23 protein-coding genes are annotated in these 22,289 nt (G+C 63.9%); 11 read left to right on the forward strand and 12 right to left on the reverse strand.

Annotated elements, in window-relative coordinates:
• Positions 1-47: 47 nt before the first annotated feature.
• The 5 genes from ACVOMC_RS12270 to ACVOMC_RS12290 all read right to left on the reverse strand — a co-directional run bounded on the left by ACVOMC_RS12270 (position 48) and on the right by ACVOMC_RS12290 (position 5,902).
• Positions 48-1,967, reverse strand: a complete 1,920-nt coding sequence (locus tag ACVOMC_RS12270; RefSeq protein ID WP_481524174.1) for a M61 family metallopeptidase — start codon at positions 1,965-1,967, stop codon at positions 48-50.
• A 132-nt stretch (positions 1,968-2,099) separates the two neighbouring features.
• Positions 2,100-2,636 (reverse strand): EF-hand domain-containing protein, encoded by a 537-nt coding sequence (locus ACVOMC_RS12275; RefSeq protein WP_481524175.1) that lies wholly within the window; start codon positions 2,634-2,636, stop codon positions 2,100-2,102.
• Between the two features lie 29 nt (positions 2,637-2,665).
• Positions 2,666-3,025: a DUF1428 domain-containing protein gene (locus ACVOMC_RS12280; RefSeq protein WP_481524176.1), complete on the reverse strand. Its 360-nt coding sequence runs from the start codon at positions 3,023-3,025 to the stop codon at positions 2,666-2,668.
• Positions 3,026-3,169: 144 nt separating this feature from the next.
• A complete protein-coding gene (locus ACVOMC_RS12285) occupies positions 3,170-4,903 on the reverse strand; it encodes a cytochrome c biogenesis protein DipZ (protein WP_481524177.1) in 1,734 nt (577 codons plus the stop codon).
• Positions 4,904-5,143: 240 nt separating this feature from the next.
• The gene (locus tag ACVOMC_RS12290; protein WP_481524178.1) at positions 5,144-5,902 is read right to left on the reverse strand and encodes a PIN domain-containing protein; all 759 of its coding nucleotides are present in this window, start codon (positions 5,900-5,902) and stop codon (positions 5,144-5,146) included.
• A gap of 237 nt (positions 5,903-6,139) precedes the next feature.
• Between ACVOMC_RS12290 and ACVOMC_RS12295 the strand changes: the two genes are divergently transcribed.
• From ACVOMC_RS12295 to ACVOMC_RS12335, 9 genes are all read left to right on the forward strand, one after another.
• Positions 6,140-6,523, forward strand: coding sequence for a hypothetical protein (locus ACVOMC_RS12295; RefSeq protein ID WP_481524179.1), 384 nt, complete (start codon positions 6,140-6,142; stop codon positions 6,521-6,523).
• An 85-nt stretch (positions 6,524-6,608) separates the two neighbouring features.
• Positions 6,609-7,172, forward strand: a complete 564-nt coding sequence (locus ACVOMC_RS12300; protein ID WP_481524180.1) for a hypothetical protein — start codon at positions 6,609-6,611, stop codon at positions 7,170-7,172.
• A complete protein-coding gene (locus tag ACVOMC_RS12305) occupies positions 7,169-8,002 on the forward strand; it encodes a hypothetical protein (protein WP_481524181.1) in 834 nt (277 codons plus the stop codon). Before ACVOMC_RS12300 ends, ACVOMC_RS12305 begins: the two co-directional genes overlap by 4 nt.
• 840 nt (positions 8,003-8,842) lie before the next feature.
• Positions 8,843-9,571 (forward strand): serine hydrolase domain-containing protein, encoded by a 729-nt coding sequence (locus ACVOMC_RS12310; protein ID WP_481524182.1) that lies wholly within the window; start codon positions 8,843-8,845, stop codon positions 9,569-9,571.
• Between the two features lie 102 nt (positions 9,572-9,673).
• Positions 9,674-9,976 carry an excalibur calcium-binding domain-containing protein gene (locus tag ACVOMC_RS12315; protein WP_481524183.1) on the forward strand — a complete coding sequence of 101 codons (303 nt, stop codon included), beginning with the start codon at positions 9,674-9,676 and terminating at the stop codon, positions 9,974-9,976.
• 105 nt (positions 9,977-10,081) lie between these two features.
• On the forward strand, positions 10,082-10,435 hold the full coding sequence (locus tag ACVOMC_RS12320; RefSeq protein ID WP_481524184.1) for a hypothetical protein: 354 nt from the start codon (positions 10,082-10,084) through the stop codon (positions 10,433-10,435).
• A 39-nt stretch (positions 10,436-10,474) separates the two neighbouring features.
• On the forward strand, positions 10,475-11,020 hold the full coding sequence (locus ACVOMC_RS12325) for a hypothetical protein (RefSeq protein WP_481524185.1): 546 nt from the start codon (positions 10,475-10,477) through the stop codon (positions 11,018-11,020).
• Positions 11,021-11,112: 92 nt separating this feature from the next.
• On the forward strand, positions 11,113-11,325 hold the full coding sequence (locus tag ACVOMC_RS12330; protein WP_481524186.1) for a hypothetical protein: 213 nt from the start codon (positions 11,113-11,115) through the stop codon (positions 11,323-11,325).
• Positions 11,326-12,318: 993 nt separating this feature from the next.
• On the forward strand, positions 12,319-13,533 hold the full coding sequence (locus ACVOMC_RS12335) for a serine hydrolase domain-containing protein (RefSeq protein WP_481524187.1): 1,215 nt from the start codon (positions 12,319-12,321) through the stop codon (positions 13,531-13,533).
• A gap of 121 nt (positions 13,534-13,654) precedes the next feature.
• Here ACVOMC_RS12335 and ACVOMC_RS12340 read toward each other — a convergent pair whose 3' ends face one another.
• The 5 genes from ACVOMC_RS12340 to ACVOMC_RS12360 all read right to left on the reverse strand — a co-directional run bounded on the left by ACVOMC_RS12340 (position 13,655) and on the right by ACVOMC_RS12360 (position 17,312).
• A complete protein-coding gene (locus ACVOMC_RS12340; RefSeq protein WP_481524188.1) occupies positions 13,655-14,134 on the reverse strand; it encodes a hypothetical protein in 480 nt (159 codons plus the stop codon).
• Between the two features lie 278 nt (positions 14,135-14,412).
• Positions 14,413-14,685: a hypothetical protein gene (locus ACVOMC_RS12345; protein ID WP_157722936.1), complete on the reverse strand. Its 273-nt coding sequence runs from the start codon at positions 14,683-14,685 to the stop codon at positions 14,413-14,415.
• Positions 14,686-14,911: 226 nt separating this feature from the next.
• Positions 14,912-15,907, reverse strand: coding sequence for a 23S rRNA (adenine(1618)-N(6))-methyltransferase RlmF (rlmF, locus tag ACVOMC_RS12350; RefSeq protein ID WP_481524189.1), 996 nt, complete (start codon positions 15,905-15,907; stop codon positions 14,912-14,914).
• A 125-nt stretch (positions 15,908-16,032) separates the two neighbouring features.
• Entirely contained in the window at positions 16,033-16,716 is a 684-nt protein-coding gene (gene tmk / locus ACVOMC_RS12355; RefSeq protein WP_481524190.1) for a dTMP kinase, read from the reverse strand.
• Positions 16,717-16,802: 86 nt separating this feature from the next.
• On the reverse strand, positions 16,803-17,312 hold the full coding sequence (locus ACVOMC_RS12360) for a hypothetical protein (protein ID WP_481524191.1): 510 nt from the start codon (positions 17,310-17,312) through the stop codon (positions 16,803-16,805).
• A gap of 159 nt (positions 17,313-17,471) precedes the next feature.
• On the opposite strand from ACVOMC_RS12360, the gene ACVOMC_RS12365 reads away from it, so the two are divergent.
• Both ACVOMC_RS12365 and ACVOMC_RS12370 read left to right on the forward strand, forming a co-directional pair.
• Positions 17,472-19,964 (forward strand): DEAD/DEAH box helicase, encoded by a 2,493-nt coding sequence (locus ACVOMC_RS12365; protein ID WP_481524192.1) that lies wholly within the window; start codon positions 17,472-17,474, stop codon positions 19,962-19,964.
• Positions 19,961-21,211, forward strand: coding sequence for a ribonuclease H-like domain-containing protein (locus ACVOMC_RS12370; protein ID WP_481524193.1), 1,251 nt, complete (start codon positions 19,961-19,963; stop codon positions 21,209-21,211). The genes ACVOMC_RS12365 and ACVOMC_RS12370 overlap by 4 nt, the downstream gene beginning before the upstream one ends.
• Before the next feature lie 75 nt (positions 21,212-21,286).
• Here ACVOMC_RS12370 and ACVOMC_RS12375 read toward each other — a convergent pair whose 3' ends face one another.
• Complete coding sequence (locus ACVOMC_RS12375) at positions 21,287-21,517, reverse strand: hypothetical protein (protein WP_481524194.1); 231 nt, start codon at positions 21,515-21,517, stop codon at positions 21,287-21,289.
• On the reverse strand, positions 21,514-22,167 hold the full coding sequence (locus tag ACVOMC_RS12380) for a hypothetical protein (RefSeq protein ID WP_054658834.1): 654 nt from the start codon (positions 22,165-22,167) through the stop codon (positions 21,514-21,516). Before ACVOMC_RS12380 ends, ACVOMC_RS12375 begins: the two co-directional genes overlap by 4 nt.
• Positions 22,168-22,289 lie beyond the last annotated feature (122 nt).

Raw genomic sequence — 22,289 nt, forward strand, 5'->3', positions numbered from 1 at the left:
TCTTCCCATCCACCCTCTGCCGGGCATTGCCCGGCACTACGCGGAGATCATTTCTTCGCGCTGAGGATCGGCGTCAGGTGATCGGGACGGCCTTCGATCCGCTGCAGCACCGGATAGCGCAGGCCGCCGTGGTAGTCGATCTCGAAGGTGCGGTACACGTCCATCTGCTTGACCAGCAGGCGGATCGGCGCGGTGTCGTCCTTGGCCGCGCGCACCGCGCCTTCCAGTTCCTCGGCGCTGTACTGCAGGTCGTTGACCGCAAGCAGCTGCATGCCGCTGCCGATACCGGCGTTGAACGCCGGGCTGTCCCAGCGCACTTCGGTCACCGTCCCGGCCGGGCTCACATTCAGGCCCAGCGAATAGATCAGGTTGACGCCGCGGCCCTTCATCATCGCCTTGAAGTAGGCGCTGGGCGTGTCCTGGTAGACCAGCTTCCAGCCGGCCGCCTCGAGACCATCGGTCAGGCCACGACGGCCGTCCACGCGCTCGGTCAGGAACCGCGCCCAGTCACCGGTGGGCTGCACCTGTTCCAGCGTCGCGGCCACGTCCTCGAAGGTGTAGGTGTCCGGCCGCTGCCACTGGCCGTCGTTCTTACCGAAGAACGCGCGGGCGAAATCGTCCAGGCTGCGCTTGCCGCCGCTGAGCGTGCGGATGCGCACATCGGCCTCCAGCCACAGCATCTGCCCGCCCTGGTAGTAGTCCTCGCTCATCTGGTAGCCGCGGTACGGCTTGGGCTTGCGCCGCGCGATCACCGGATCGTTGGTGGTATCGCCCAGCGAGCGCCACTCCAGACCGGGGCGGTTGTCGGCGTAGGTGGCCGCCACCATCGCCAGCGCATCGCGCGAGGCCTGCAGCGGGCGGATGCCCGAGCGCGCGGTCAGCACGTTGCCCCAGTACTGGGTCTGGCCCTCGTACACCCACAGCAGGCTGCCCTGCATCGGTACGTTGTAGTTGAGCGTGGCCAGATCGGCCGGACGCCGGTACTTGCCATCCCAGGAATGGGTGTACTCGTGGCCGAGCAGGTCGCTGCTGCCGAGCTTGGCGTCCCAGCCGCTGAAGTAGTCGCGGTCCTCGCTGTTCTCGCTGGAGCGCTGGTGCTCCAGGCCGATGCCGCCGAGCTGGCTGGTCACCGCGAACAGGAAGTCGTAGTGGTCGTAGTGCTCGGCGCCGAACAGCTTGCGCGCCTGGGTCACCAGCGCGCGGTGCTGCTCAATGTGCTCGGGCTTGGCCTCCAGATCCTTGGCGCGGTCGGCGAACACGTTCAACCGCACCGGGCGGGTGCCGGCCGGGGCCAGATCGAAGGTCTTGTGGTAGCGGCCGGCGAACACCGGCGAGTCCATCAGGATTTCCAGGTTGACCGGCGCGTAATGCACCGTGTCGCCGTCACGGCGCGCCACCTCCAGCGCGGACGCCGCCTGCCAGCCCTGCGGATAGCGCGCACTGGCTTCATAGGTGATCGCGTGCGCGGCATGCCCGGCCGGGTACAGCAGCATCGCGTTCCACTGCAGGTTGAGCATGTTCGGGGTCATCACCGTGCGGCCCTGCGCCGGATCGGTGGGACTCAGGAACTGGTAGTCCATGCGCAGTTCGGTGACACCCTCGGGCACCTGCACGTTGAAGGTGAACACATCCAGCGGATCACGCACCCAGTCCAGCCGCTGGCCGTTGCCGGTGATCACCAGCCCGGCCAGCTTCTCGATCGCGCCGCTGGCGGCGTGGTTGCCGGGCAGCCAGGCAGGGTAGTGGAAGCGCTGCAGGCCGGCCCGCACCGGCACCCGCTGGCGGATCTTGAACACGCGCTGGCCCAGCGCGGTGGCATCCACGTCCAGCCGGATCGTGCCCGGGTAGGCCGCCTCGCTGATCCGCACCCCGCGTGCATCCGTGTCCGGCACCCGCGGCGCGGCCGAGGCAAGTCCCGTGGCCGTCATCAACGCCACACTCAACGCCGCCAGTTGCAGTACACGCATCACGCAGTTCTCGATCAGGAAGGACCTTCCATCCTGTCGTGATGGCCGCGTGCGCGCATGAGCCGAACGGCATGGGCGCCGGTGCCAGCGGTCGCGGCAGTCAGCGCGGCGACCGCTGCGCCCGGCGCTGGATCATTTGTTGCCGCCGGCTCTGGCGGCCATCGCCTTGTGGCTGGCTTCCATTTCCGCGCGGCTGATCATCCCGTTTTTGTCGGTGTCGGTACTGTCGAACATCTTCTTCGTGGCGGCGGCGTACTCGGCGGCGGAGAGTTTTCCATCACCATCGCCGTCCATCATCCTGATCCGGTCGGCTGCGGGCGGCTGCCGCATCGGGCGGTCCTTGCCCATCGCCATCGGGGACTGGTCCATCTCCGCGGCGGTGACGAACCCGTCCTTGTTGGCATCCATCGTCTCGAACTTCATCCTGGCCGCGTCGGCATGCTCGCTGGCCGAGACCATGCCATCGCCGTTGGCATCCATCGAGCGGGCTTTCTCTTCGGCGTGGGCGGCGACGCCCAGTAGCAGGCCGGCCAGCACGAGCGGGGTGGAAGCGATGCGTTTCATCGTGTTCTCCAGGAAAGGCCGCCACAGGCGGCGGGGCGTGGGCGAACGCTGCGCGCGGCCGGGTTTGGCGCATGTGAATTCATCCGGCGCGCGATACGCGGCCATGCAAGGTGTTCAGCGGCCGGCGGGCCCGGCTAGGCCTGCAGCTGCACCAGCGGCGCGAAACCACCGTAGATCAGGCGCTTGCCGTCAAATGGCATCGGGTTGTTGGCCGGGTCCATGCGCGGGTCGTCCATCATCTTTTCCATCGCCGCATCGCGGGTGGCCTTGTCCGGCCATTCGATCCACGAGAACACCACCGTCTCATCGTCCTTGGCCTGCACACAGCGGAAGAAATCGGTCTGCGTGCCGTGCGGGACGTCGTCGCCCCAGCACTCGACCACGCGCAGCGCGCCCAGCTCGATGAACACCGCATCGCCAGTGCGGGCATGGGCAATGAATTTTTCCTTGTGGGCCGTGGGCACGGCCAGGACGAAACCATCGACATACGACATGGGGCAGCTCCGGGGTGATGACGACCGGGAGGGCCGTCTTCCACAGGTCCGCGCGCAATGGCGCGAAGAAGCGCCACCTTGCCGCAGGCGATGTTGCGACGATGGCAACACGCCGCATTCATCGCCGGTGGGCCACGGCCGCGTTCAGCCGAAGGTGAAGGCGTACACCTTCATGCCCGGGTCGAGGAACTCGATCTCGAACAGCCGTTCGCCGCCGCCGGCCTGCTGCCGCACCAGCTGGTACAGGCGGTGCTCGGTGACCACCCCCTGGCCGTCGGCATCGGTGTCCACGCCGTGGTCGGCGCCCGGCGCCTGCCCGTCCAGACGGATGCGGAAGCGCAGCGGTTTGCCACCGCCGGCCGGGCCGAGCACCAGATGCAGGTCGCGGCCCCGGAAGCGGTACAGCACGCGCGCCCCGGCGGCCTCGTTGCGGGCGAACTGGCGCTGCACGTTCCAGCGCCCGTCCAGCGCCCACTGGTCCGGACGCAGCTGCGACGGTGCGCGGTAGTCCCAGCCATCGTCGTAGACCAGCCGGCCGCCGGCGAAGTTGGCCGCACGTTCGTAACCGATATAGGTTTCCGGCGACTGCCGCAGGCCGGTGGAAGGCGCGGCCTGCGCCCCGGCCGCGCGCGGCGCGGTGCCGGCCGCCGGCAGCGCGGCATCGCCGGCCTCGCGCAGCAGCTGGCGGATCACCGCCTCGCTGCGCGCATAGTTGCCCTCGCCGAAATGCCGGTAACGCACGCGGCCGTTGGCATCGATGAAGTAGTGCGCCGGCCAGTACTGGTTGTTGAACGCGCGCCAGATCGCATAGTCGTTGTCCAACGCCACCGGATAGCCGATGCCCAGCTCGCGCACCGCCCGGCGCACGTTGCCCGGATCCTTCTCGAAGGCGAATTCCGGGGCATGCACGCCGACCACCACCAGCCCCTGCGCGGCGTATTTGTCCGACCACGCGCGCACATACGGCAGCGCGCGCAGGCAGTTGATGCACGAGTAAGTCCAGAAATCGACCAGCACCACCTTGCCGCGCAGCGCCGCATTGTCCAGCGGCGGGCTGTTCAACCACAGCGTGGCGCCGGCCAGCGGCGGCATCGGGCCCAGGTCGGCCAGCAGCACCTCGGATTCGGACGCCGGCTGCGCCACCGCCGGGCCGCCCGGCGGCGGCTTCAAGGTATCCAGCAGCTTCTGCTCCAGTGGCCCATTGCTGGCCAGCGACACCCGGGTCAGCAGCCCGGTATCCAGCCCGAGGGCGATCGCCGCCACCCCTGCCAGTACCAGCACGCCCAGCGCGCGGCGCAACCATTGCCCGGCGCCGAGGGTGCGTTTCATTGCTGCGAACACGCGCCCGCCGATCAGCAACGCCAGCGCCAGCGAGGTCGCGGCCCCGGCGGCGTACACCAGCAGCAGCACCGCGGTGGCCACGCTGGCGCCGTTGATCGCCGCGGCGGTCAGCAGCAGGCCCAGGATCGGCCCGGCGCACGGCACCCACAGCAGGCCGGTGGCCACGCCCAGCCCGAGCGCGGCCCAGATCGAATCGCCGCCGGCATCGGCCCGTTGCGACAGGCGCTGGCCCACACGCACGAACGGCCGGCTGACCCATTCGGCCACCCGTTCGGACAGCAGCGTCAGCCCCAACAGCGCCAGCACCGCCAGCGCGATCCAGCGTCCGTACTGGTTGGCCCGCACCGCCCACGCGCCACCGACCGTGGCCAGGCTGGCCACCAGCGCGAAGGTCACGCCCATGCCGATCAGCAGCGGCAGGCCATTGCGGCGGAACGGGCGGTCGGCGCGGGCGAACACGAACGGCAGCACCGGCAGGATGCACGGGCTCAGGATCGTGAGTACCCCGCCCAGGTAGGCGATCAGCAGGAAGACCATCAACGTTTCTCCTCAACGGCGCGGCGACCGGACGCGCGCCCGCAAAACCCCAGCGACGGTGCGCCGGCCCCCATGTGCCCGCCGTGAACCCGGTGCCGGGCGATGAAGAACCGTCGGCCCGCACGCGGCGGCGGCGCCGCTTGCGCATCTGCCGTCATGGCGCCGCGCGTCCCGGATCGCAGATAGACCAGTACCGCCGAATGCGGAGCCCTGGCTGTTTGACGTCTCCCGCTGCGGGCCTCAGGCATACCGCACCTTGCTGCCTTCCACCTTCACCACCCCGGCCTTCGTCAGCCCCGTAATCAGCGCATCCACTTCCTCGGCCTTGATCTGCTTTTGGAAAGTGGCAGCCACGTGCTTCTTCAATGCCGCCAATGTTCCTGGCTTGTTGCTTTTCATTTTTGCCAACGCCAACTTCGTCTTTTCGAGGCGCTGCGCTGCAGTCATTACCTTGTCCACCGGCACCTTTGGCTTGGCCGGTGTGGGGGCCTTCTCCACTATCACCGTCACCGCATTCACGGCGGGCTTGACCACTGGCTTCGCCTCCGGCGTCACCGCGGGCGCTGCGGCAACGGCTTTTGCCACCACCGGCTTGAACAGCGGCATCTGCGCAATCGCCCCCGACCGGCACGCAAATGTCTTCTTCGCCTTCAGGTGTTCGATCAGCGGATCAAAGCCGGTATCTCTGGAAATGATGTGGAAGAACCCGCGCGGGTCCTCGCACGCCAGCTGGCCGATATAGAACGCGATGTGGAAGTCCAGCGCATTGGAGCCATTGCCGGAAATCCGCACGTAGTCGGCCCGCTCGCGCATGGCCTGCATCTGGATCGCCAACTCGGATGACAGCTTGGTCTGGGCGGCGCCTACGAATACCCACAGGCGGACATCCTCCCGGTCCAGCAGCTTCAGATCGGTGGGCTGCACGTTCTCGTGATCGATCAGCACGTAATTGATGCGCCGGTTCTCAACCAGCGGTGTAGCGACGACTTCGGCCAGCATTCCCTGCGCACTCCCTGTTGCCCCGGAGCCATCATTACCCCGCAACCACCGACATTCCAAGCAGCACTTTCCCTACGCCCGTATGCGGCACGCCCTGATCGTAAGAGGCATGGGCTTGAAATAAGCCGCCGCGTGAACGAGTCTTCACCAAGTCCGATTCCGCAGGGAATCACAGGGGGACACATGGAATGTGTTTTGTCCGCACGCGCTGTCGTGCGGTGGATCGTGATAACCGGGATGTTGTGCAGCACCGCCGTCCACGCACAGACGGTGCGCTCGGCGGTGGGCACGCAGCAGCGCCAATACATTCCGCCGCCACGGCAGCCGCACAACTCGATGGCGCGTGACACCACGGCCTTCAACTGCGAGCAGTACCGCAACCACCCGCATCCGGGCATGGCCGGTTACTGCCAGGGCATCGAAACCATGACCCTGCAAGGCGAAGCCCGTCGCCAAGGCCGCCCCGCACCCTCGTCTTCCATCATCGAATTACCGCCTTTGGGCTCTGAGTCGGCCAAGGCGCTGGGCTATGCCTGCGTTGGGGGACAGGCGTTCAAGCGGTTGAAGAATGGCTGGGAGCAGGTGTCGGCTGCTGCGGGTGGGTGGCAGAGGTGTCGGTAAGTGAACCTGACCCCGTTACTCTACTCGGAAACCAAATAGACAGCCTCTAAATTAAAATAAAACAATTAATTAAGAAGAACCACCAATGATAAATGTCGCATTCCGATTATTACTTACGCTCAACGCAACGTCCCTGCTCGTTATTATATTCATGGTTCAAAAAAGTTACACGCTTGGATATTTCCTAAAAAACTCCAACAACTTTGATTGCCTTGATGCATTACCACCAGCGGCATCGTATGCCCTGTACTTGCTAATCCCAATAGCCTCCACCGGACTCAGCATTTCATTAAGCAAAAAACTTGGGAAAGATGAATTCAAATCAGGCGAAGTATCGAGCATCGGACATGCGAACAATAGCTTTTTACCCAGCTACCTAGGCTACTTTTTCGTAGCGCTCAGCATCGGAAACTGGGAAACATTACATGTGGTATACGCCGTTCTTTTTACTTTCACGTTTTTATCCCAAGCCCTGTACTTCAACCCATTGTTTCTGATTTTTGGATATGAGTTCTACAACGTAACAACTAAAAACGGAACAACCATATTCCTAATAAGTCGCCGAAAGTACAAAAATCCTAACGACGTGACGATTCCAGCTGCCTACAGAATCAACGATTACACTTTTATTGAGAGAGAGCAAGAATGAATTTCGTTTTGGCCAAGGTAAAAAGGCTCACCAAGGCGCCGTTCTTAAAAATTATTTCAGATTACACGCTATACGAAAACATAAATGTCAATGTAGACGCCTGCATTAAATATCTGCCAGGTCATAATCTGGATGAAGAGTCATGGTTCAAAATTGAGCTATTTAGCAAACAACCATTTTGCATCGAATTTATTAAGAAAAAGATAGATTCAAAGGACTACAACAATATAGAGAAAAAGCAATTTTCAAACATATCATTCATCCTCTCCGTCCAAGCAAATGATTTCTATTTCCAGAAAATTACACCAGCCCTGATTTTGAACAAAAAGACCCTAGGCTTTGGCGAAGCAGTTGAGATTGAAGAGGGTAGTAATCGGCTAATAATCAATAAACTGCCAGACGCAGTATATATAAGCGCTCATGACACATTGATTTTTCGCAACCTAGCGACAATCTCAGGAATTTTCAAGGGAATCGACCAGCTTTACCGGGAGGCCACTCAACAAGAGACAACGGCCTTTTTAGAGATGAATTTTATAGATCTGAAACAAGACTACGGCCCGGACAGAGTTTCAAAGCCCAATCGAAAAAGAATCGCCCTGGCGATGGATTCACTCGAAAAAATGTCGCCTAAAGACAAAGAAGACATCCTTGATTACATCAGCAAGTATTGCACGAATAAATTGATCTTCGATAAGGATAAAAATACCTTTGAAATATCAACCGATGATCAACTAAAGCTACTTCTATACGGAATCGAACAGCGCTTCTATACAACGCTCCTCGGCAATGAAAAGAGAATTGCAAATTCCGTACAGCCAATCGATTAGTAGATTTTGATTAGACAATGCAGTAACGGGGTCAGGTTGGCTTTTCAGCTTCTGCATTCCGCTTTTTACCTTCCCTCCCGTAAAGCATGGCCAATGACTGGCGCGGATACCCGCAGGGCGACGCGCAGGAGCGCGTCGTTTTTCGCCGGTACAGGGATGTGCCGTCGAAAAATGCGCCGGGCAGTGGCGAACCCGCGCAACGCGCGGGCATGCGTCCCGGGTGTGCTTTCTTTTTGGTTACTTTTTCTTTGCACAGGCAAAGAAAAAGTGACTCGCGCATCGCAGGTGCACGAAAGCCTTTCCGATGAGGGCGGAGAGCGCAGGCCGGGAACGATCATTCCGAGCTCAGAGCTCGGACAGCCGAGCAGATTGCCTGGAGCGTCGAGCTATTTGCTCCATCGACCGAGCTTTTTGCCCGGAAGCCCGAGCTTTTTGCTCCGAAGACCGGGCAGATTGCCCGAAGCGTCGAGCTTTTTGCTCGGAGACCCGAGCAATTTGCTCCGAACGCCGAGCTCCCCTACCCCGCACGCCGGGCTTTTTGCTCCGAAGACCGGGCAGATTGCCCGGAGCGTCGAGCTTTTTGCTCGGAGGACCGAGCAATTTGCTCCAAACCCCGAGCTCCCCTGCCCGGTACACCGGGCTTTCTGCTCGGAAGACCGGGCAATCCGCTCCGAAGGCCGGGCTTTTTGCTCGGCGGTCCGGGTGATTTGCTCGGCAGCCCGAGCAAATTGCTCCGCACACCCCACGTCGGCCCCGGTTTTCCGGCCGGCGGCCGTCACGCCGGCTTGACGGTTTCCCGCCGGCTGGCTATCAACACCGGTACATCACCGGGGAATCACCATGCGTACCGTCCTGTCCGGCAGCCTTGCCGCGCTGCTGTTGCTCGCCCTGCCCGCCGCGGCCCACCAGCCCATCGCCAGCGCGCGGGTGGCCTTCGACCGCGACGGGGTGACCGCCAGCCAGGCGCAGGGACTGGCCGATGTGGCCGCGCAGCGCGCGCTCAGCGTGGATAATCCGGTGCGGATCGCCTCGATCTCCAAGCTGGTGCTGGCCATCGGCGTGATGCGGCTGGTGGAGGAAGGCAAATTCGACCTGGATACCGATGTCTCCACCTACCTGGGCTGGCCGCTGCGCCACCCGCGCTTTGCCGATACCCCGATCACGCTGCGGCTGATGCTCTCGCACCGCTCCGGGCTGACCGATGACGCCGGCTACTGGGCCACGCCGCTGGATGGCGACATCCGCGAGATCCTGGATGATCCGCGCGCCTGGGATACGCACGCGCCGGGCACCTGGTTCCGCTACACCAACCTCAACTCGCCGCTGGTGGCCTCGATGATGGAGCGCGCCACCGGCGAACGCTTCGACCTGCTGATGCAGCGGCTGGTGCTGCAGCCGGCGAAGATCACCGCCTGCTACGGCTGGGAGAGCTGCGATAGCGCCACCGCCGCGCGCGCGGTGGTGCTGTACGACGAAGCGGGCAAGCCGGCGGTGGATGACAACCACGGCGCCAAACCCGCGAAACAGGGGTCAGAGTCGATTTTCGCTCATTCCCACACCCAAACGTAGGCGCGTAAAAATCCGGCTTCATCGCGTTGGGGGCGCGATATCAATGCGGTTTCTGATTAAGTATGGAACAGGTCTGGTGGGTGCCGGGTTGCTGTTGGCGGCATGGACGGCAGCCCATGCGCATTCCGGTGGCCTGAACAAGGAGGGCTGCCACAACGACGCAAGAACGGGGGCTATCACTGTCATCGCGGGGCGGCCGGCACCAGTACGCCCCGATCCACTTTCCAGCCGGCGTCGTTGACTCCTTCCCCGGCTGCGTCATCACTGGGTGGCAGGGTTTTCCGCAATTGCGATGAAGCCCGCGCAGCAGGTGCCGCGCCCGTGCGGCGCGGTGATCCCGGTTATGGCCCGCACCTGGACCGCGATAACGACGGTATCGGCTGCGAACCCTATCGCGGCCGGTAAAAAAAAGGAAGACAGGGATCAGAGTGGATTTTCGCCATCTCAGCAAATTGTTAGGAGCGGCTGGAGTACATGCCCCTATTGCCATTAAAGACGAAAGAGCTGGATATGAAATTTAGTTATGGCTTTCGCTCCCGCCTTACTCTTATCGCTACAGCCGGGATATTGCTATTAATAGGCGTGAAATTTCCATCGAAGCCCCTCACTCTTGGCTTGGTAATTGGTGTTATTTCATTCCTGGTTGACCTCCTATTGCTACGGAGAAGTGTCGGGGATGGATGGAGCCCTTGGGTAATCTACATCGGGCTTGCATTACTTATTATTGCGAATCTCCTCTTTGATCCGGGCAATGCTGTGCATGAAAAGTTAACAGTCATGGCTAGCGGCGGTATTTCCTGGTCTGCTTGCTGGATACTGGTATTAGTTATTTTCAAAGAACCTAAAGAAAAGCAGCGGCGGTAACGGCGGTTACGGGGCAAGTTGGCTTCTAGGGAGAAGATCATGAAGTTTTCGATGTTTTTCGCACCGCTGATTTTTCTCATGGGAACCACCGCCGTTCTGGGTAATGAGGTGGCTTTCGCGCAGCCAGCTGATTCGCGAAACGAAATTCCCGCAACTGAAAAAAATCAGGATTTCGACGAAGAGTGGCTCAATGCCGAGTTACTGGCCTACGAGAAGCGATACGAGGCTGAGAAGACGAGAGAGCAGGCGCGCAAGGTAGGGAACACAATAATCATTGTGTTCACTGGCGTTGGCATTTTTTTGTTGTTTGCGAAATGGTGGAGCTTGGGAGGTAGAAAGGAAAAACGTTTCCCGGGTGTATTGCTGGCTGCCCCATGGCTCATTGGCGCCATCTATTTTGGCGTTGCTGTCTATTATGAATTGGCGCTAGGGCATGCAGGAGTTTCATCCAAAGCGGGCATATCGACAGTTTCTCGGGATAGAGAGCCATTCTTGTTCTATTTGGCGATTTATTTAAAGGCGGCACTGGCAGCAATCCTTTTATTTGTATCGCACAGGAAGGCATTCCCCAAAAAAAGCAGATGACCGGAAGTGAGTGCCCGAGGCATGCTCAGGTAGCGAGGTCAGGTTGGCTTTTCAGCTTCTGCCTTCCGATTTTGACGTTCACCCCGTAGAGCATGGCCAATGACCGGCGCGGATACCCGCAGGGCGACGCGCAGGAGCGCGTCGTTTTTCGCCGGTACATGGATGTGCCGTCGAAAAATGCGCCGGGCAGTGGCGGCCCCGTGCGCAGCGCGGGCATGCGTCCCGGGTGTGTTGACCAGCCATTCGGCTGTTGGAAAAGCGCCTCTTTTGGTTACTTTTTCTTTGCACAGGCAAAGAAAAAGTGACTCGCGCACCGCAGGTGCACGAAAGCTCTTTCTGCCTTTGCCTTCTCGCACTAAGCGCCCGAACAAAAGCTTCCGTACGCTTCGCGCCCGGGTAACTTTGACCAGCCATTCGGCTGTTGAAGAACGTTTGACGCAGCAAAACTAACCAACGGAGCGTAGCGACGAACGGCGAAGCCGGCCCGAAGGGCGAGCACCGAGGGTGCGAGTCAAACCGCTTCCGCCGGACGCATGCCGATGCGGTGCAGCCGCATCGGTGCCCTGCGCTTCTCGCGGAACGGGGCGGCGCGGAACTCGCTGCGCTCAGACACCCGCGCCTTATTCCCCCGCTCCGCTGCGATGCTCGGCATGCTTTCACGGCTTGGGCACGTCAACAGCGGAAAGCAGAAAGCTTCGCGGCACCGCAGCGGCACACCGGGGATGACTGTTCCGAGCTCAGAGCTCGGACAGCCAAGCATATTGCCTGGAGCGTCGAGCTAATTGCTCCATCGACCGAGCTTTTTGCTCGGAAGCCCAAGCAATCTGCTCCGAACGCCGAGCTCCCCTACCCGGCGCGCCGGGCTTTTTGCTCCGAAGCCCGAGCAGATTTGCCCGGAGCGTCGAGCTTTTTGCCCGGAGACCCGAGCAATTTGCTCCGAACGCCGAGCTACCCTACCCGGCACGCCGGGCTTTTTGCTCCGAAGCCCGAGCAGATTTGCCCGGAGACCCGAGCAATTTGCTCCGAACGCCGAGCGCCCCTACCCGGCACGCCGGGCTTTTTGTTCCGAAGCCCGAGCAGATTGCCCGGAGCGGCGAGCTTTTTGCCCGGAGACCCGAGCAATTTGCTCCGAACGCCGAGCTCTCCTACCCGGCACGCCGGGCTTTTTGCTCCGAAGCCCGAGCAGATTGCTCCGCGCACCCCGCTTGGCCCCGGCTTTCCGGGCGACGGGCGTCACGCCGGCTTGACGGTTTCCCGCGGGCTGGCTATCAACACCGGTACATCACCGGGGAATCACCATGCGTACCGTCCTGTCCGGCAGCCTTGCCGCGCTGCTGTTGCTCGCCCTGCCCGCCGCAGCCCACCCGCCCATCGCCAGCGCGCGGGTGGCCTTCGACCGCGACGGCGTCACCGCCACCCAGGCCCAGGGGCTGGCCGATGTGCAGGCCCAGCGCGCGCTCAGCGTGGAGGATCCGGTGCGGATCGCCTCGATCTCCAAGCTGGTGCTGGCCATCGGCGTGATGCGGCTGGTGGAGGAAGGCACCTTCGACCTGGATACCGACGTGTCGACTTATCTGGGCTGGCCGCTGCGCCACCCGCGCTTTGCCGACACCCCGATCACGCTGCGGCTGATGCTCTCGCACCGCTCCGGGCTGACCGATGACGCCGGCTACTGGGCCACACCGCTGGATGGCGACATCCGCGAGATCCTGGACGATCCGCGCGCCTGGGATACGCACGCGCCGGGCACCTGGTTCCGTTACACCAACCTCAACTCGCCGCTGGTGGCCTCGATGATGGAGCGCGCCACGGGCGAGCGCTTCGACCTGCTGATGCAGCGGCTGGTGCTGCAGCCGGCGCAGATCACCGCCTGCTACGGCTGGGAAAGCTGCAATGCCGCCACCGCCGCGCGTGCGGTGGTGCTGTATGACGCCGCGGGGAAGCCGGCGGTGGATGACAACCGCGGCGCAAAACCCGAATGCAATGTGCGCCGCGCCGCCAACGGCAGCTGTGACCTGGCGTTGTGGCAGCCGGGCCGCAATGGCGGCGCGTTCTCGCCGCAGGGCGGGCTGCGGATCAGCGCCACCGCGCTGGCGCGGGTCGGCCGGCTGCTGCTGGGCAAGGGTGAGATCGACGGGGTGCGGGTGCTCAGTCCGGCCTCGGTACAGACCCTGCTGACCCCGCAGTGGGTGTACGCGCCGGGCAACGGCCAGACCTGGGAGGACGGCGAGCCGGAGCCGCCGCCGGGCCAGCCGCGCGCCACGATGTGCCGCTACGGCCTGTCCACCATCACCCTGGCCAGCGGCCACCCGGACTGCGGCGATGACCCGTTCGGCGACGGCATCGTGCGCGTGGGCCATTCGGGCAACGCCTACGGCCTGCGCTCGGGGCTGTGGATCGACCCGGCCAGCGGCACCGGCGTGGCCTACTTCGCCACCGGCATGGACGGCGCCCCGGCCGGCACACACTCGGCCTATACCGCCGAGGAGGAGCGGCTGGCGACCGGGCGGTAAACCGTCGCCGCAACACCGCGACCTAACGAAAGGGCTGCCAGAAGGCAGCCCTTTTTGTTGCGACGGGCGGGAATCGAACGCGACGCGTGGAGCTACGGCGACCGGTTCCGCGCGGGGGGGATCAGCCTTCGGCGTCGGCCTCGCCAGCATCGTCCTGCAGCATGGCCAGGTGCGCGGCCAGCGCCGCCTCATCCACGATCGGCGCGTCGCTGATCGAGCCGGCGTCCACGCGCCAGTCGCCGTCGCGGTTGAGCAGCCGGTAGCGGACCTTCTCGGTGCGCTGGCGGGTGCCGTTGTACAGCGGAATATCGCCGTACCGGGCCGCCGGCGGCAGCACGTAGGCGACCTCGGCGATGCAGCTGCCGGTGCTGCAGCGCAGTTTGCCGATGCGGTGGGTGCTGGCCACGGAGATCGTGTCCGCGCCGATGGTTTCGTAGTCGGCCGGGGCGTGGACCAGCGGCGCCAGCGTGTCCGGGTCCGTTTCCAGCCGGCCGCCGGAAAGTTCGAATCTCACGAACGCGTCCAGCGCCTGCTCCGGGGTCGGCCAGGCGAAGGCGGTGGCGGGGAACAACGCGGCGCAGAGGACAAGTGGCTTGAGCATGGTGGGTCTTCCGGTCTCCACAGGTGGACGCCCAGAGGGCGGGCAGCGGAGCATTGCACATAACCGCGCTCGTATTCATTCATGTGAAAAAGAAGTCGGATGGCGGCGCCGCGCGTGTCCCCGGCGCACGCTGCAGGGGGCATGGATGCGGGATGCGGGATGCGGGATCGTCAGGGTCCGGCGGCGGCACGTTTTCTGAAATGGAAAACCGCGGCCGAGGCCGCGGTTTCTGTTGGAACCGTTCCAGTCGTCCGCCAGCGCGGGCGGTCGGGGCGGCGTCAGCCGGTTTTCCGCGCCGCATCGGCCATGTCGAACACCGCCAGCGCGACATGGCCGAACAGCACGGTCGCCAGACACGCATATGTCAACGGCAGCAGGGGAAAAACAGAGTGGGGAAGCAACTGCAAACTCCCGGCGATGGAGTTGCCGGTAAACAGGAAATAGCCGGGCAACCCGATCAACAGGATGAGAGCGAAGGCCATCAAAATGGCCCAGGCCAGCCTGATGAAAATCTTGGCGACGAGTCTTCCAGCACGGTAATGGGTCAGCACGTTGATCCTCGAAAGTCGGTCAGGGGAGCGGCGGGTTATGCACATTCATATATACGCGATACGCCTTCGTCGTGTTCACCCCACATGGCAGCAGTCGCAGTGATGCATCACCGCTTTCAGACTCCTCCCGCCGTGCCGCTCATTACCGATCGCGGCGACCAATCAGACCCGACCAAATCGATTCAGGATGGGGTGCCTCTGGCGCGGCGCTTTCCGCGGTAGAGCTTCAGCCGGACAACAACCATGCCCTGCGCGCGGCCGGCGCGTGGAAGCTCCACGCCACGAAGCGGCTCTGTTTGTGGCCCTGGGCCATGGCCACCTCGCGCACCTCGGCGGCGCCGGCCTTGGCCAGCTGTTTGTGCAGGTCGGGCAGATGCTCGCTTTTGGCCACCAGCGAGGAAAACCACAGCACCTGGGTCTGGAACACCACGCTTTCCTTGATCATCCGGCGCAGGAACGAGGCTTCGCCGCCGGTGCACCACAGCTCGTTGGCCTGGCCACCGAAGTTCAATGCCGGCGCCCGGCTGCCGCGTGGCGCCGGCGCGTTGCCGAGGTTGCGGCGCTTGCGCTGGCTGCCCTGCGCGGCCTCTTTGGCCGAGCTGTGGAACGGCGGATTGCACATGGTCAGCTGGAAGCGGTCCTGCGGCTGCAGCAGTCCGGCGAACAGGCTGCCACGCGCATGCTGCTGGCGCAGCTCGATCACCTTGGCCAGACCGTTGGCCTGGAGGTTGGCGGCGGCGCACTGCAACGCGCCCGGATCGATATCGCTGCCGACGAACGACCAGCCGTATTCGGCCTGCCCAAGCAGCGGATAGATGCAGTTGGCGCCGACGCCGATATCCAGCACGCGCACGTGCGGTCCGCGCGGGATCGTGCCGCCGGCATCGGCGGCCAGCAGATCGGCCAGTCCGTGCAGGTAGTCCACCCGGCCCGGCACCGGCGGGCACAGGTAGCCCTCGGGAATATCCCAGTGCCTGATGCCGTAATCACTGGCCAGCAGCGCGCGGTTGAGCTCGCGCACCGCCAGCGGATCGCTGAAATCGATGCTCTGCGTGCCCGCCGGCGTGCGGACCAGGTGCGCCTTCAGCGCCGGGTTGGCGGCAACCAGCCGTGGCAGGTCATAGCGGCCCTGGTGGCGGTTACGGGGATGCAGGCCGGGCGTCGCCGCGGCAGGCGTGGCGGCGGTACGCCGCGGTGACGGGCGCGGGGATGGGGAATTCATGCACGTATTAGACGCCATGGGGAGCGCCGGATGCAGCCACCGCAAACGCTCCGGGCCGTACCGCCCGGCAGACACGGGCAGTGCGTGGACACCGGTCCGGGAGGACCGGGCACCGTTTCCGCAGGTCAGGAGGCAACCGCGGCCGTAAGGCGTTCCAGTTTCTGGACATTTTCCGGCGTCAGGCCGCCATCTTCCGCAATCCGCCTGGCCAGGGCGGCCACGGTGGCGGCATGTGCATCCCCCAGCACTTCGGCTTCACCCCGGCTGGCATCGATCACCGTTTTGCCGGGCAACTCCAGCTGATTGAAGATCTCGCGGCAGCGCTCCAGATTCTGGGCCGTTTCAAAATGATTGGGCACATCACCGCGCGCGCGGATCCGCTGCAGCCCCTGCGCCGGCGTCAGGTCCAGCAAAAGCAGCAGATCCGGCCGGGGTGCGAAATCATTGGAATGCAGCATTTGCTCCACCGGCAGACCCGCAGCGCCCTGATACGCCACCATCGAAGGGAAATAGCGATCCAGGATGACGATCTGCCCCCTGTCCAGCGCCGGCCGGATGATCTCTTCCACATGCTGCTGGCGATCCAGAAGCAGGTATTCCACCTCCTCTTCCGGGCGGAGCCTTCCGGTAGCCGCGGTTTCCCGCAGGCGCGTCCCCCAGGGGCCATTGGTCGGCTCCTTGCTCAGGACGACTTCCGCACCGGCAGATTCCAGCACCCCCGCCAGTTTGCGCGCGAGGGTGGATTTGCCAGCGCCATCAATGCCTTCGATGGCGATGAGCAGGCCGCCAGTGATCTTTTCTTTGTTCATGGCGCTACTTTAACGGAACCCGCCGCGCCCACCCAACGGCGGTGACGGCCCCGCCGCCAGCCTCCTGTCGGCGTGGACCGTTCGACTCACGAACCCGGCGGCGCCGGGCAGTCCCCCTGCTGCTGGCAGAACTGCAGCGCGCGGCGCTGCTGTTCGGCGTCGAACTCCGGTGGCGGGCGGGCGATGGCGGACTGGATCTGGTCGCGGCCATTGGTGAGTTTGTGCAGGCCCTTGGCCGCGGCCATCAGCCCGTAGTTGATGCCCATGAAAAGGTAGCCACCACTGAGGCTGACCTGTTCGGGCGTGGGCGGCTCGCTCCAGGATTTGCTGAAACGGTTGGGCGCAGGTGCGACCGGACTCTTGAAGCGGTACAGGTCCAGCGGCTGCTCGTCCTCGGGCTTGAGCGCCCGCACCTCTTCCAGGGTGGTGACCTTGTCCTGCGCCGGCGTTGGCGGAGCCGGCGGCGCGATGGGGGGCGCCACCCCGGCGGTTCCCGGTAACGCCGGTGCGGACGGCGGCGTCTGCTGCGCCTGCGCCGCCCCTGCCAACAGCAGGCCGGCCATCATCGCCTGCCATCCACGTGTTGCCACCATCATCCACGTCCGCCTGTTCCGCCGAGCGCGCAGGATACGGCGGCGCGGCTTCAGATTTTGTTGGTGGATGCCCGGCCCTGTTCAGCGTAGAAAACAAATCCGTCTCACACGCTGAGATCGGGGTGTGTTTCCATGCCGCTCCTTTGACCGGCAGTTGCGTGCATGGCGTTCTCCCTCGCTCCCCGCACCGAAGCCAGCGAACGGGCGCTGGCAACCACCGATGGCCTGCCTTCGCGTGACGGCTCGCTGCTGGGCCAGCGCCTGGCCCGGCGCTACAAGGACCGGGTGACCGGCAGTTTCACCCTTCCGGGCCGCGAAGGCAGTTACGCGCCGATTCCCGATGACGTGCCGGAGGCGCTGAAAGCCGCATTGAAGGCGCGCGGCATCGAGCAGCTGTACTCGCACCAGGCGCAGGCCTGGGACGCCAGCCAGCGCGGCGAGCACGTTGCCATCGTCACCCCGACCGCCTCTGGCAAATCGCTGTGCTACACGCTGCCGGTGGTAAGCGCGGCGATGCAGGGCAATGCCAAGGCCTTGTACCTGTTCCCGACCAAGGCGCTGGCGCAGGACCAGGTGGCCGAGCTGCTGGAGCTCAACCGGGCCGGCGATCTTGGGGTCAAGGCCTTCACCTTCGACGGTGATACGCCCGGCGATGCGCGGCAGGCGATCCGTTTGCATGGCGATATCGTGGTCAGCAACCCGGACATGCTGCACCAGGCGATCCTGCCGCATCACACCAAGTGGGCGCAGTTCTTCGAGAACCTGCGCTATGTGGTGATCGACGAGATCCACACCTATCGCGGTGTGTTCGGCAGCCATGTCACCAATGTGCTGCGCCGGCTCAAGCGCATCTGCGCGTTCTACGGCGTGCAACCGCAGTTCATCCTGTGCTCGGCCACCATCGGCAACCCGCATGCGCATGCCGAGGCGCTGGTGGAAGAGAAGGTGCATGCGATCACCGAGTCCGGCGCGCCGAGTGGACCCAAGCACGTGCTGCTGTGGAACCCGCCGGTGATCAACGCCGATCTGGGCCTGCGCGCCTCCGCCCGCTCGCAGGCCAACCGCATCGCCCGCATCGCGATCAAAAGCGGCCTGAAGACGCTGGTGTTCGCACAGACGCGCTTGATGGTCGAGGTGCTGACCAAGTACATGAAGGACATCTTTGACAACGACCCGCGCAAGCCGGCCCGCATCCGCGCCTACCGCGGCGGCTACCTGCCGACCGAACGGCGCGAGGTGGAACGGGCGATGCGCGCGGGCAGCATCGACGGCATCGTCAGCACCTCGGCGCTGGAGCTGGGCGTGGATATCGGTGCGCTGGATGTGGTCATCCTCAACGGCTACCCGGGCAGCGTCGCCGCCACCTGGCAGCGCTTCGGCCGCGCAGGCCGGCGTCAGCAGGCGGCGCTGGGCGTGATGGTGGCCAGCAGCCAGCCGCTGGACCAGTACGTGGTGCGACATCCGGATTTCTTCGCCAATGCCACGCCCGAACACGCACGCATCTCGCCGGACCAGCCGCTGATCCTGTTCGACCACATCCGCTGCGCCGCCTTCGAACTGCCGTTCCTGGCCGGCGAGCCGTTCGGGCCGATCGACCCGCTGGTGTTCCTGCAGGCGCTGGCCGAGACCGAAGTGGTGCACCAGGAAGGCGACCGCTGGGAGTGGATCGCCGACAGCTACCCCGCCAACGCGGTGAGCCTGCGCGCGGTGGCCGATGGCAACTTCGTGGTGGTGGACCGCAGCGACGGCAAGCAGCAGATCATCGCCGAGGTGGACTATTCCGCCGCCGCGCTGACCCTGTACGAAGGCGCGATCCACATGGTGCAGAGCACGCCCTACCAGGTGGAGCGGCTGGACTGGGACGGGCGCAAGGCCTACGTCACCCGCACGCACGTGGACTACTACACCGACAGCATCGACTTCACCAAGCTCAAGGTGCTGGACCGCTTCGACGGCAACGGCGCCGGTCGCGGCGATTCGCACCATGGCGAGGTGCATGTCGTGCGGCGTGTGGCCGGCTACAAGAAGATCCGCTACTACACCCACGAGAACATCGGCTACGGCCCGGTCAACCTGCCCGACCAGGAACTGCATACCACTGCGGTGTGGTGGCAGTTGCCGCAGGCAACCTTGCTGCGCAGCTTCGCGCAGAAGCAGGACGCGCTGGATGGTTTCCTCGGCGCGGCCTATGCGCTGCACATCGTCGCCACCGTGGCGGTAATGGCCGATGCGCGCGACCTGCAGAAAGCGGTGGGCAGCGGCGATGGCGCCTGGTTTGCAATCGCCGACCAGACCGGCCGCGGGCAGCTGCGTGGCAACGACGCCGGCGAGACCACGGTGGAACTGATGCAGAGTTTCGTACCCACGGTATACCTGTACGACAACTTCCCCGGCGGCGTGGGCCTGAGCGAGCCGCTGTGGCAGCGTCAAGGCGAACTGGTGACGCGTGCCCTGGAGCTGGTGGAGCGCTGTGACTGCAACGCCGGCTGCCCGGCCTGCGTGGGCCCGGTGCTGGCCGCGCAGGAAGAGGACAAGGGCCAGACACCGCGCTCGCTGGCGTTGACCGTGTTGTCGCTGCTCTCGGCCGAGCGTTGCGAGCAGGTGTGCGCCGTGATGGCCGACCCCGTCGATGAGGCCCTCGACCTGCTGCCATGAGCCTCAGCCTGGACAAGCTCAAAGCCCTGCGGAAACAGGCAGGGCATGTGGACAAGGCAGCGCTTGCGCCGTCTTCCGCAGGGGGGGTGGATGCAGCGGCGTCGCCCGCTTCCGCTTCTTCAACGGCGACATGGGACGCCCGAGATTCTTCGGAACCGGACAGCGGTGCGACGAGTGCAGACGCGGCGGTGGTAGATGTGTCGCCGCCATCGGCTGCGGAGAACGCCACTGTCTCTCCCATCGCAGCTGCCGCCACACCGCCATTGCGCTCGCCCGGCGCTACCGCAGCACGCGCGCAACAACCTCCAGCGGCGCCGCGCGAAACCTCGGTATTCGGCTGGGTGGAGCAGATCCAGCACAAAGCGGTCGCGGCACCGCGCGCGCCGGCCGCAACTTCCACGCGGCCAGCGGTGCACCGGCCGCAGGATGGCGACGTGTTGCGGCGCCTGCTCGCCACCCGCAAGCGCGCTGCCGGCGCTCCGTTGCGCGCCGAACCTGCGGGTCCGATTGATCGCGAGCTGCCGGGCAGCGAGATCGCGCCCGGCCTGCATCTGATCGAAGCCTTTCTGCCCCAGCCGATTCCCGCGCAGCCGCTGTCGCTGGCTTTCAGCAAGCGCCCCGATGAGGCGGTGGCGCCGCACGATCTGCTGTTCTTCGACACCGAGACCACCGGCCTGGCCGGCGGCACCGGCACCCGCGCCTTCATGATCGGCGCGGCCGACTGGCATCGTGATGCCGCGCGTGGTGAAGGCCTGCGTGTGCGCCAGCTGCTGATGGCCACGATGGCCGCCGAGAGCGCGATGCTGGAGCTGTTCGCCAGCTGGCTGGCGCCGTCCACCGTGCTGTCCAGCTACAACGGCCGCTGCTACGACGCGCCGTTGTTGAAGACGCGCTACCGGCTGGCACGGCGTGGCGATCCTATTTCGGCGTTGGACCATGTGGACCTGCTGTTCCCGACCCGCCGCCGTTATCGCGGCACCTGGGAGAACTGCAGGCTGGGCACCATCGAACGGCAGCTGCTGCAGATCGCCCGCGAGGATGACCTGCCCGGCTCCGAAGCCCCGGCGGCGTGGCTGGGCTATCTGCGCGGCGGCAGCGCGCGCAACCTGCGCCGTGTCGGCGAGCACAACCATCAGGACGTGGTCACGCTGGCGCAGCTGTTCCTGCGGCTGGTCGAAGAACAACGCAACGACGAAAGTCGGCATGAACTGGAAGCCCTCCGTTCATCTGCCGCAACAGTGTCTTGAGGACGTACTCCGTTGCCCGCATCGCTTCTTACCGTTACCTCTCGTTGCTCGCGGGAATCGTATCGGGAGCGGTGCTCACTCCTCGATAAGTGACTTGTCGCAGGCCGTACAGCTATGGATGACAACCAGCTGGCCCGTCACCTCGTCCTGATAGTCGGCTACCTGATATCCAGCCGGGTTATTGAAGTGGTTGATCGCGTGGAACCCATGTCCACCGATCTTGATCGTCTCATCATCGCCACGGCTGCGTGGGTCAACGTAGCTGTCGACGGCAATTACGGCCATCGCATCCGTTGAGGGACTCATGGCTTCCTCAGGACTGACATCTCCACGGAAAACAGATCTTCAGCTTTCCAGCGTTCATGAAAAGGGGTTCCCGGCCGCATACCCGGCACACCCACGCCATCCATATCATTTCGACCGTATTGCCTACGGGGGAAATAGACGTCAACAGCGCTTTCCGTTTCAATCTCGCCACCATCGACACCACCAATGAAACGCGTCGAAGTACTGCCGCCATCTGGATTTAGATCTATTCGCGCCTCGACAAAGCCGACGCGACATGGACCAAGACCAAAGTAGTCATGGTCCTCGAACAGGTCGGTATAGATCACACCGCGATAGGTATCGGCATCGACCTGTTGCAGTTCGAACGGCACGTTCTCCTTGATCCGCATCCGTGTACCGGCCATGCCCCCCAGATCCGGCAGACACGGGTCGGCCAGTTTCGTCTCGTACTGCATGAAGCCTTTGATCGAGGCGAATGGACCCGGCGCGTCTTTCAGCGTCACCGTCAGTTCGTACGCGGTGGGCGTGGGGTTGCGCTTGAGTTCGGGCTGCGGCGGCGCTCTATGCCTCACATCCGCGTAGGCACCTGAGGTGAAAGAGCCAACGCCGCATGCCGTAAACACACTGCTCAGCAGCAGCGCCCCAAGGATGCGAAGTATCGATTTCATCAGTCCTCCATGACGGGCAAGTTGATCCAAACGGGACGAAAGCAGAACGCCTTTGCGGAATCGGAACCAGACGCTTTCGACATCGGCATCCGAAAAGTCGGGGGGTGCAGCTGTTCCTGTGG

The organism is Stenotrophomonas sp. STEN014, from assembly GCF_056760315.1.

Bases quoted from the DNA above. Each gene is read 5' to 3' on its own strand.
- ACVOMC_RS12360 (WP_481524191.1), bottom strand. From the start codon at position 17,312: ATGATGGTGGCAACACGTGGATGGCAGGCGATGATGGCCGGCCTGCTG.
- ACVOMC_RS12305 (WP_481524181.1), top strand. From the start codon at position 7,169: ATGAATTTCGTTTTGGCCAAGGTAAAAAGGCTCACCAAGGCGCCGTTC.
- tmk (WP_481524190.1), bottom strand. From the start codon at position 16,716: ATGAACAAAGAAAAGATCACTGGCGGCCTGCTCATCGCCATCGAAGGC.
- ACVOMC_RS12370 (WP_481524193.1), top strand. From the start codon at position 19,961: ATGAGCCTCAGCCTGGACAAGCTCAAAGCCCTGCGGAAACAGGCAGGG.
- rlmF (WP_481524189.1), bottom strand. From the start codon at position 15,907: ATGAATTCCCCATCCCCGCGCCCGTCACCGCGGCGTACCGCCGCCACG.
- ACVOMC_RS12380 (WP_054658834.1), bottom strand. From the start codon at position 22,167: ATGAAATCGATACTTCGCATCCTTGGGGCGCTGCTGCTGAGCAGTGTG.
- ACVOMC_RS12340 (WP_481524188.1), bottom strand. From the start codon at position 14,134: ATGCTCAAGCCACTTGTCCTCTGCGCCGCGTTGTTCCCCGCCACCGCC.
- ACVOMC_RS12285 (WP_481524177.1), bottom strand. From the start codon at position 4,903: ATGGTCTTCCTGCTGATCGCCTACCTGGGCGGGGTACTCACGATCCTG.
- ACVOMC_RS12315 (WP_481524183.1), top strand. From the start codon at position 9,674: ATGGACGGCAGCCCATGCGCATTCCGGTGGCCTGAACAAGGAGGGCTG.
- ACVOMC_RS12320 (WP_481524184.1), top strand. From the start codon at position 10,082: ATGAAATTTAGTTATGGCTTTCGCTCCCGCCTTACTCTTATCGCTACA.
- ACVOMC_RS12295 (WP_481524179.1), top strand. From the start codon at position 6,140: ATGTTGTGCAGCACCGCCGTCCACGCACAGACGGTGCGCTCGGCGGTG.
- ACVOMC_RS12275 (WP_481524175.1), bottom strand. From the start codon at position 2,636: ATGGCCGCGTATCGCGCGCCGGATGAATTCACATGCGCCAAACCCGGC.
- ACVOMC_RS12365 (WP_481524192.1), top strand. From the start codon at position 17,472: ATGGCGTTCTCCCTCGCTCCCCGCACCGAAGCCAGCGAACGGGCGCTG.
- ACVOMC_RS12335 (WP_481524187.1), top strand. From the start codon at position 12,319: ATGCGTACCGTCCTGTCCGGCAGCCTTGCCGCGCTGCTGTTGCTCGCC.
- ACVOMC_RS12310 (WP_481524182.1), top strand. From the start codon at position 8,843: ATGCGTACCGTCCTGTCCGGCAGCCTTGCCGCGCTGCTGTTGCTCGCC.
- ACVOMC_RS12325 (WP_481524185.1), top strand. From the start codon at position 10,475: ATGAAGTTTTCGATGTTTTTCGCACCGCTGATTTTTCTCATGGGAACC.
- ACVOMC_RS12330 (WP_481524186.1), top strand. From the start codon at position 11,113: ATGGCCAATGACCGGCGCGGATACCCGCAGGGCGACGCGCAGGAGCGC.
- ACVOMC_RS12280 (WP_481524176.1), bottom strand. From the start codon at position 3,025: ATGTCGTATGTCGATGGTTTCGTCCTGGCCGTGCCCACGGCCCACAAG.
- ACVOMC_RS12290 (WP_481524178.1), bottom strand. From the start codon at position 5,902: ATGCTGGCCGAAGTCGTCGCTACACCGCTGGTTGAGAACCGGCGCATC.
- ACVOMC_RS12375 (WP_481524194.1), bottom strand. From the start codon at position 21,517: ATGAGTCCCTCAACGGATGCGATGGCCGTAATTGCCGTCGACAGCTAC.
- ACVOMC_RS12300 (WP_481524180.1), top strand. From the start codon at position 6,609: ATGATAAATGTCGCATTCCGATTATTACTTACGCTCAACGCAACGTCC.
- ACVOMC_RS12270 (WP_481524174.1), bottom strand. From the start codon at position 1,967: ATGCGTGTACTGCAACTGGCGGCGTTGAGTGTGGCGTTGATGACGGCC.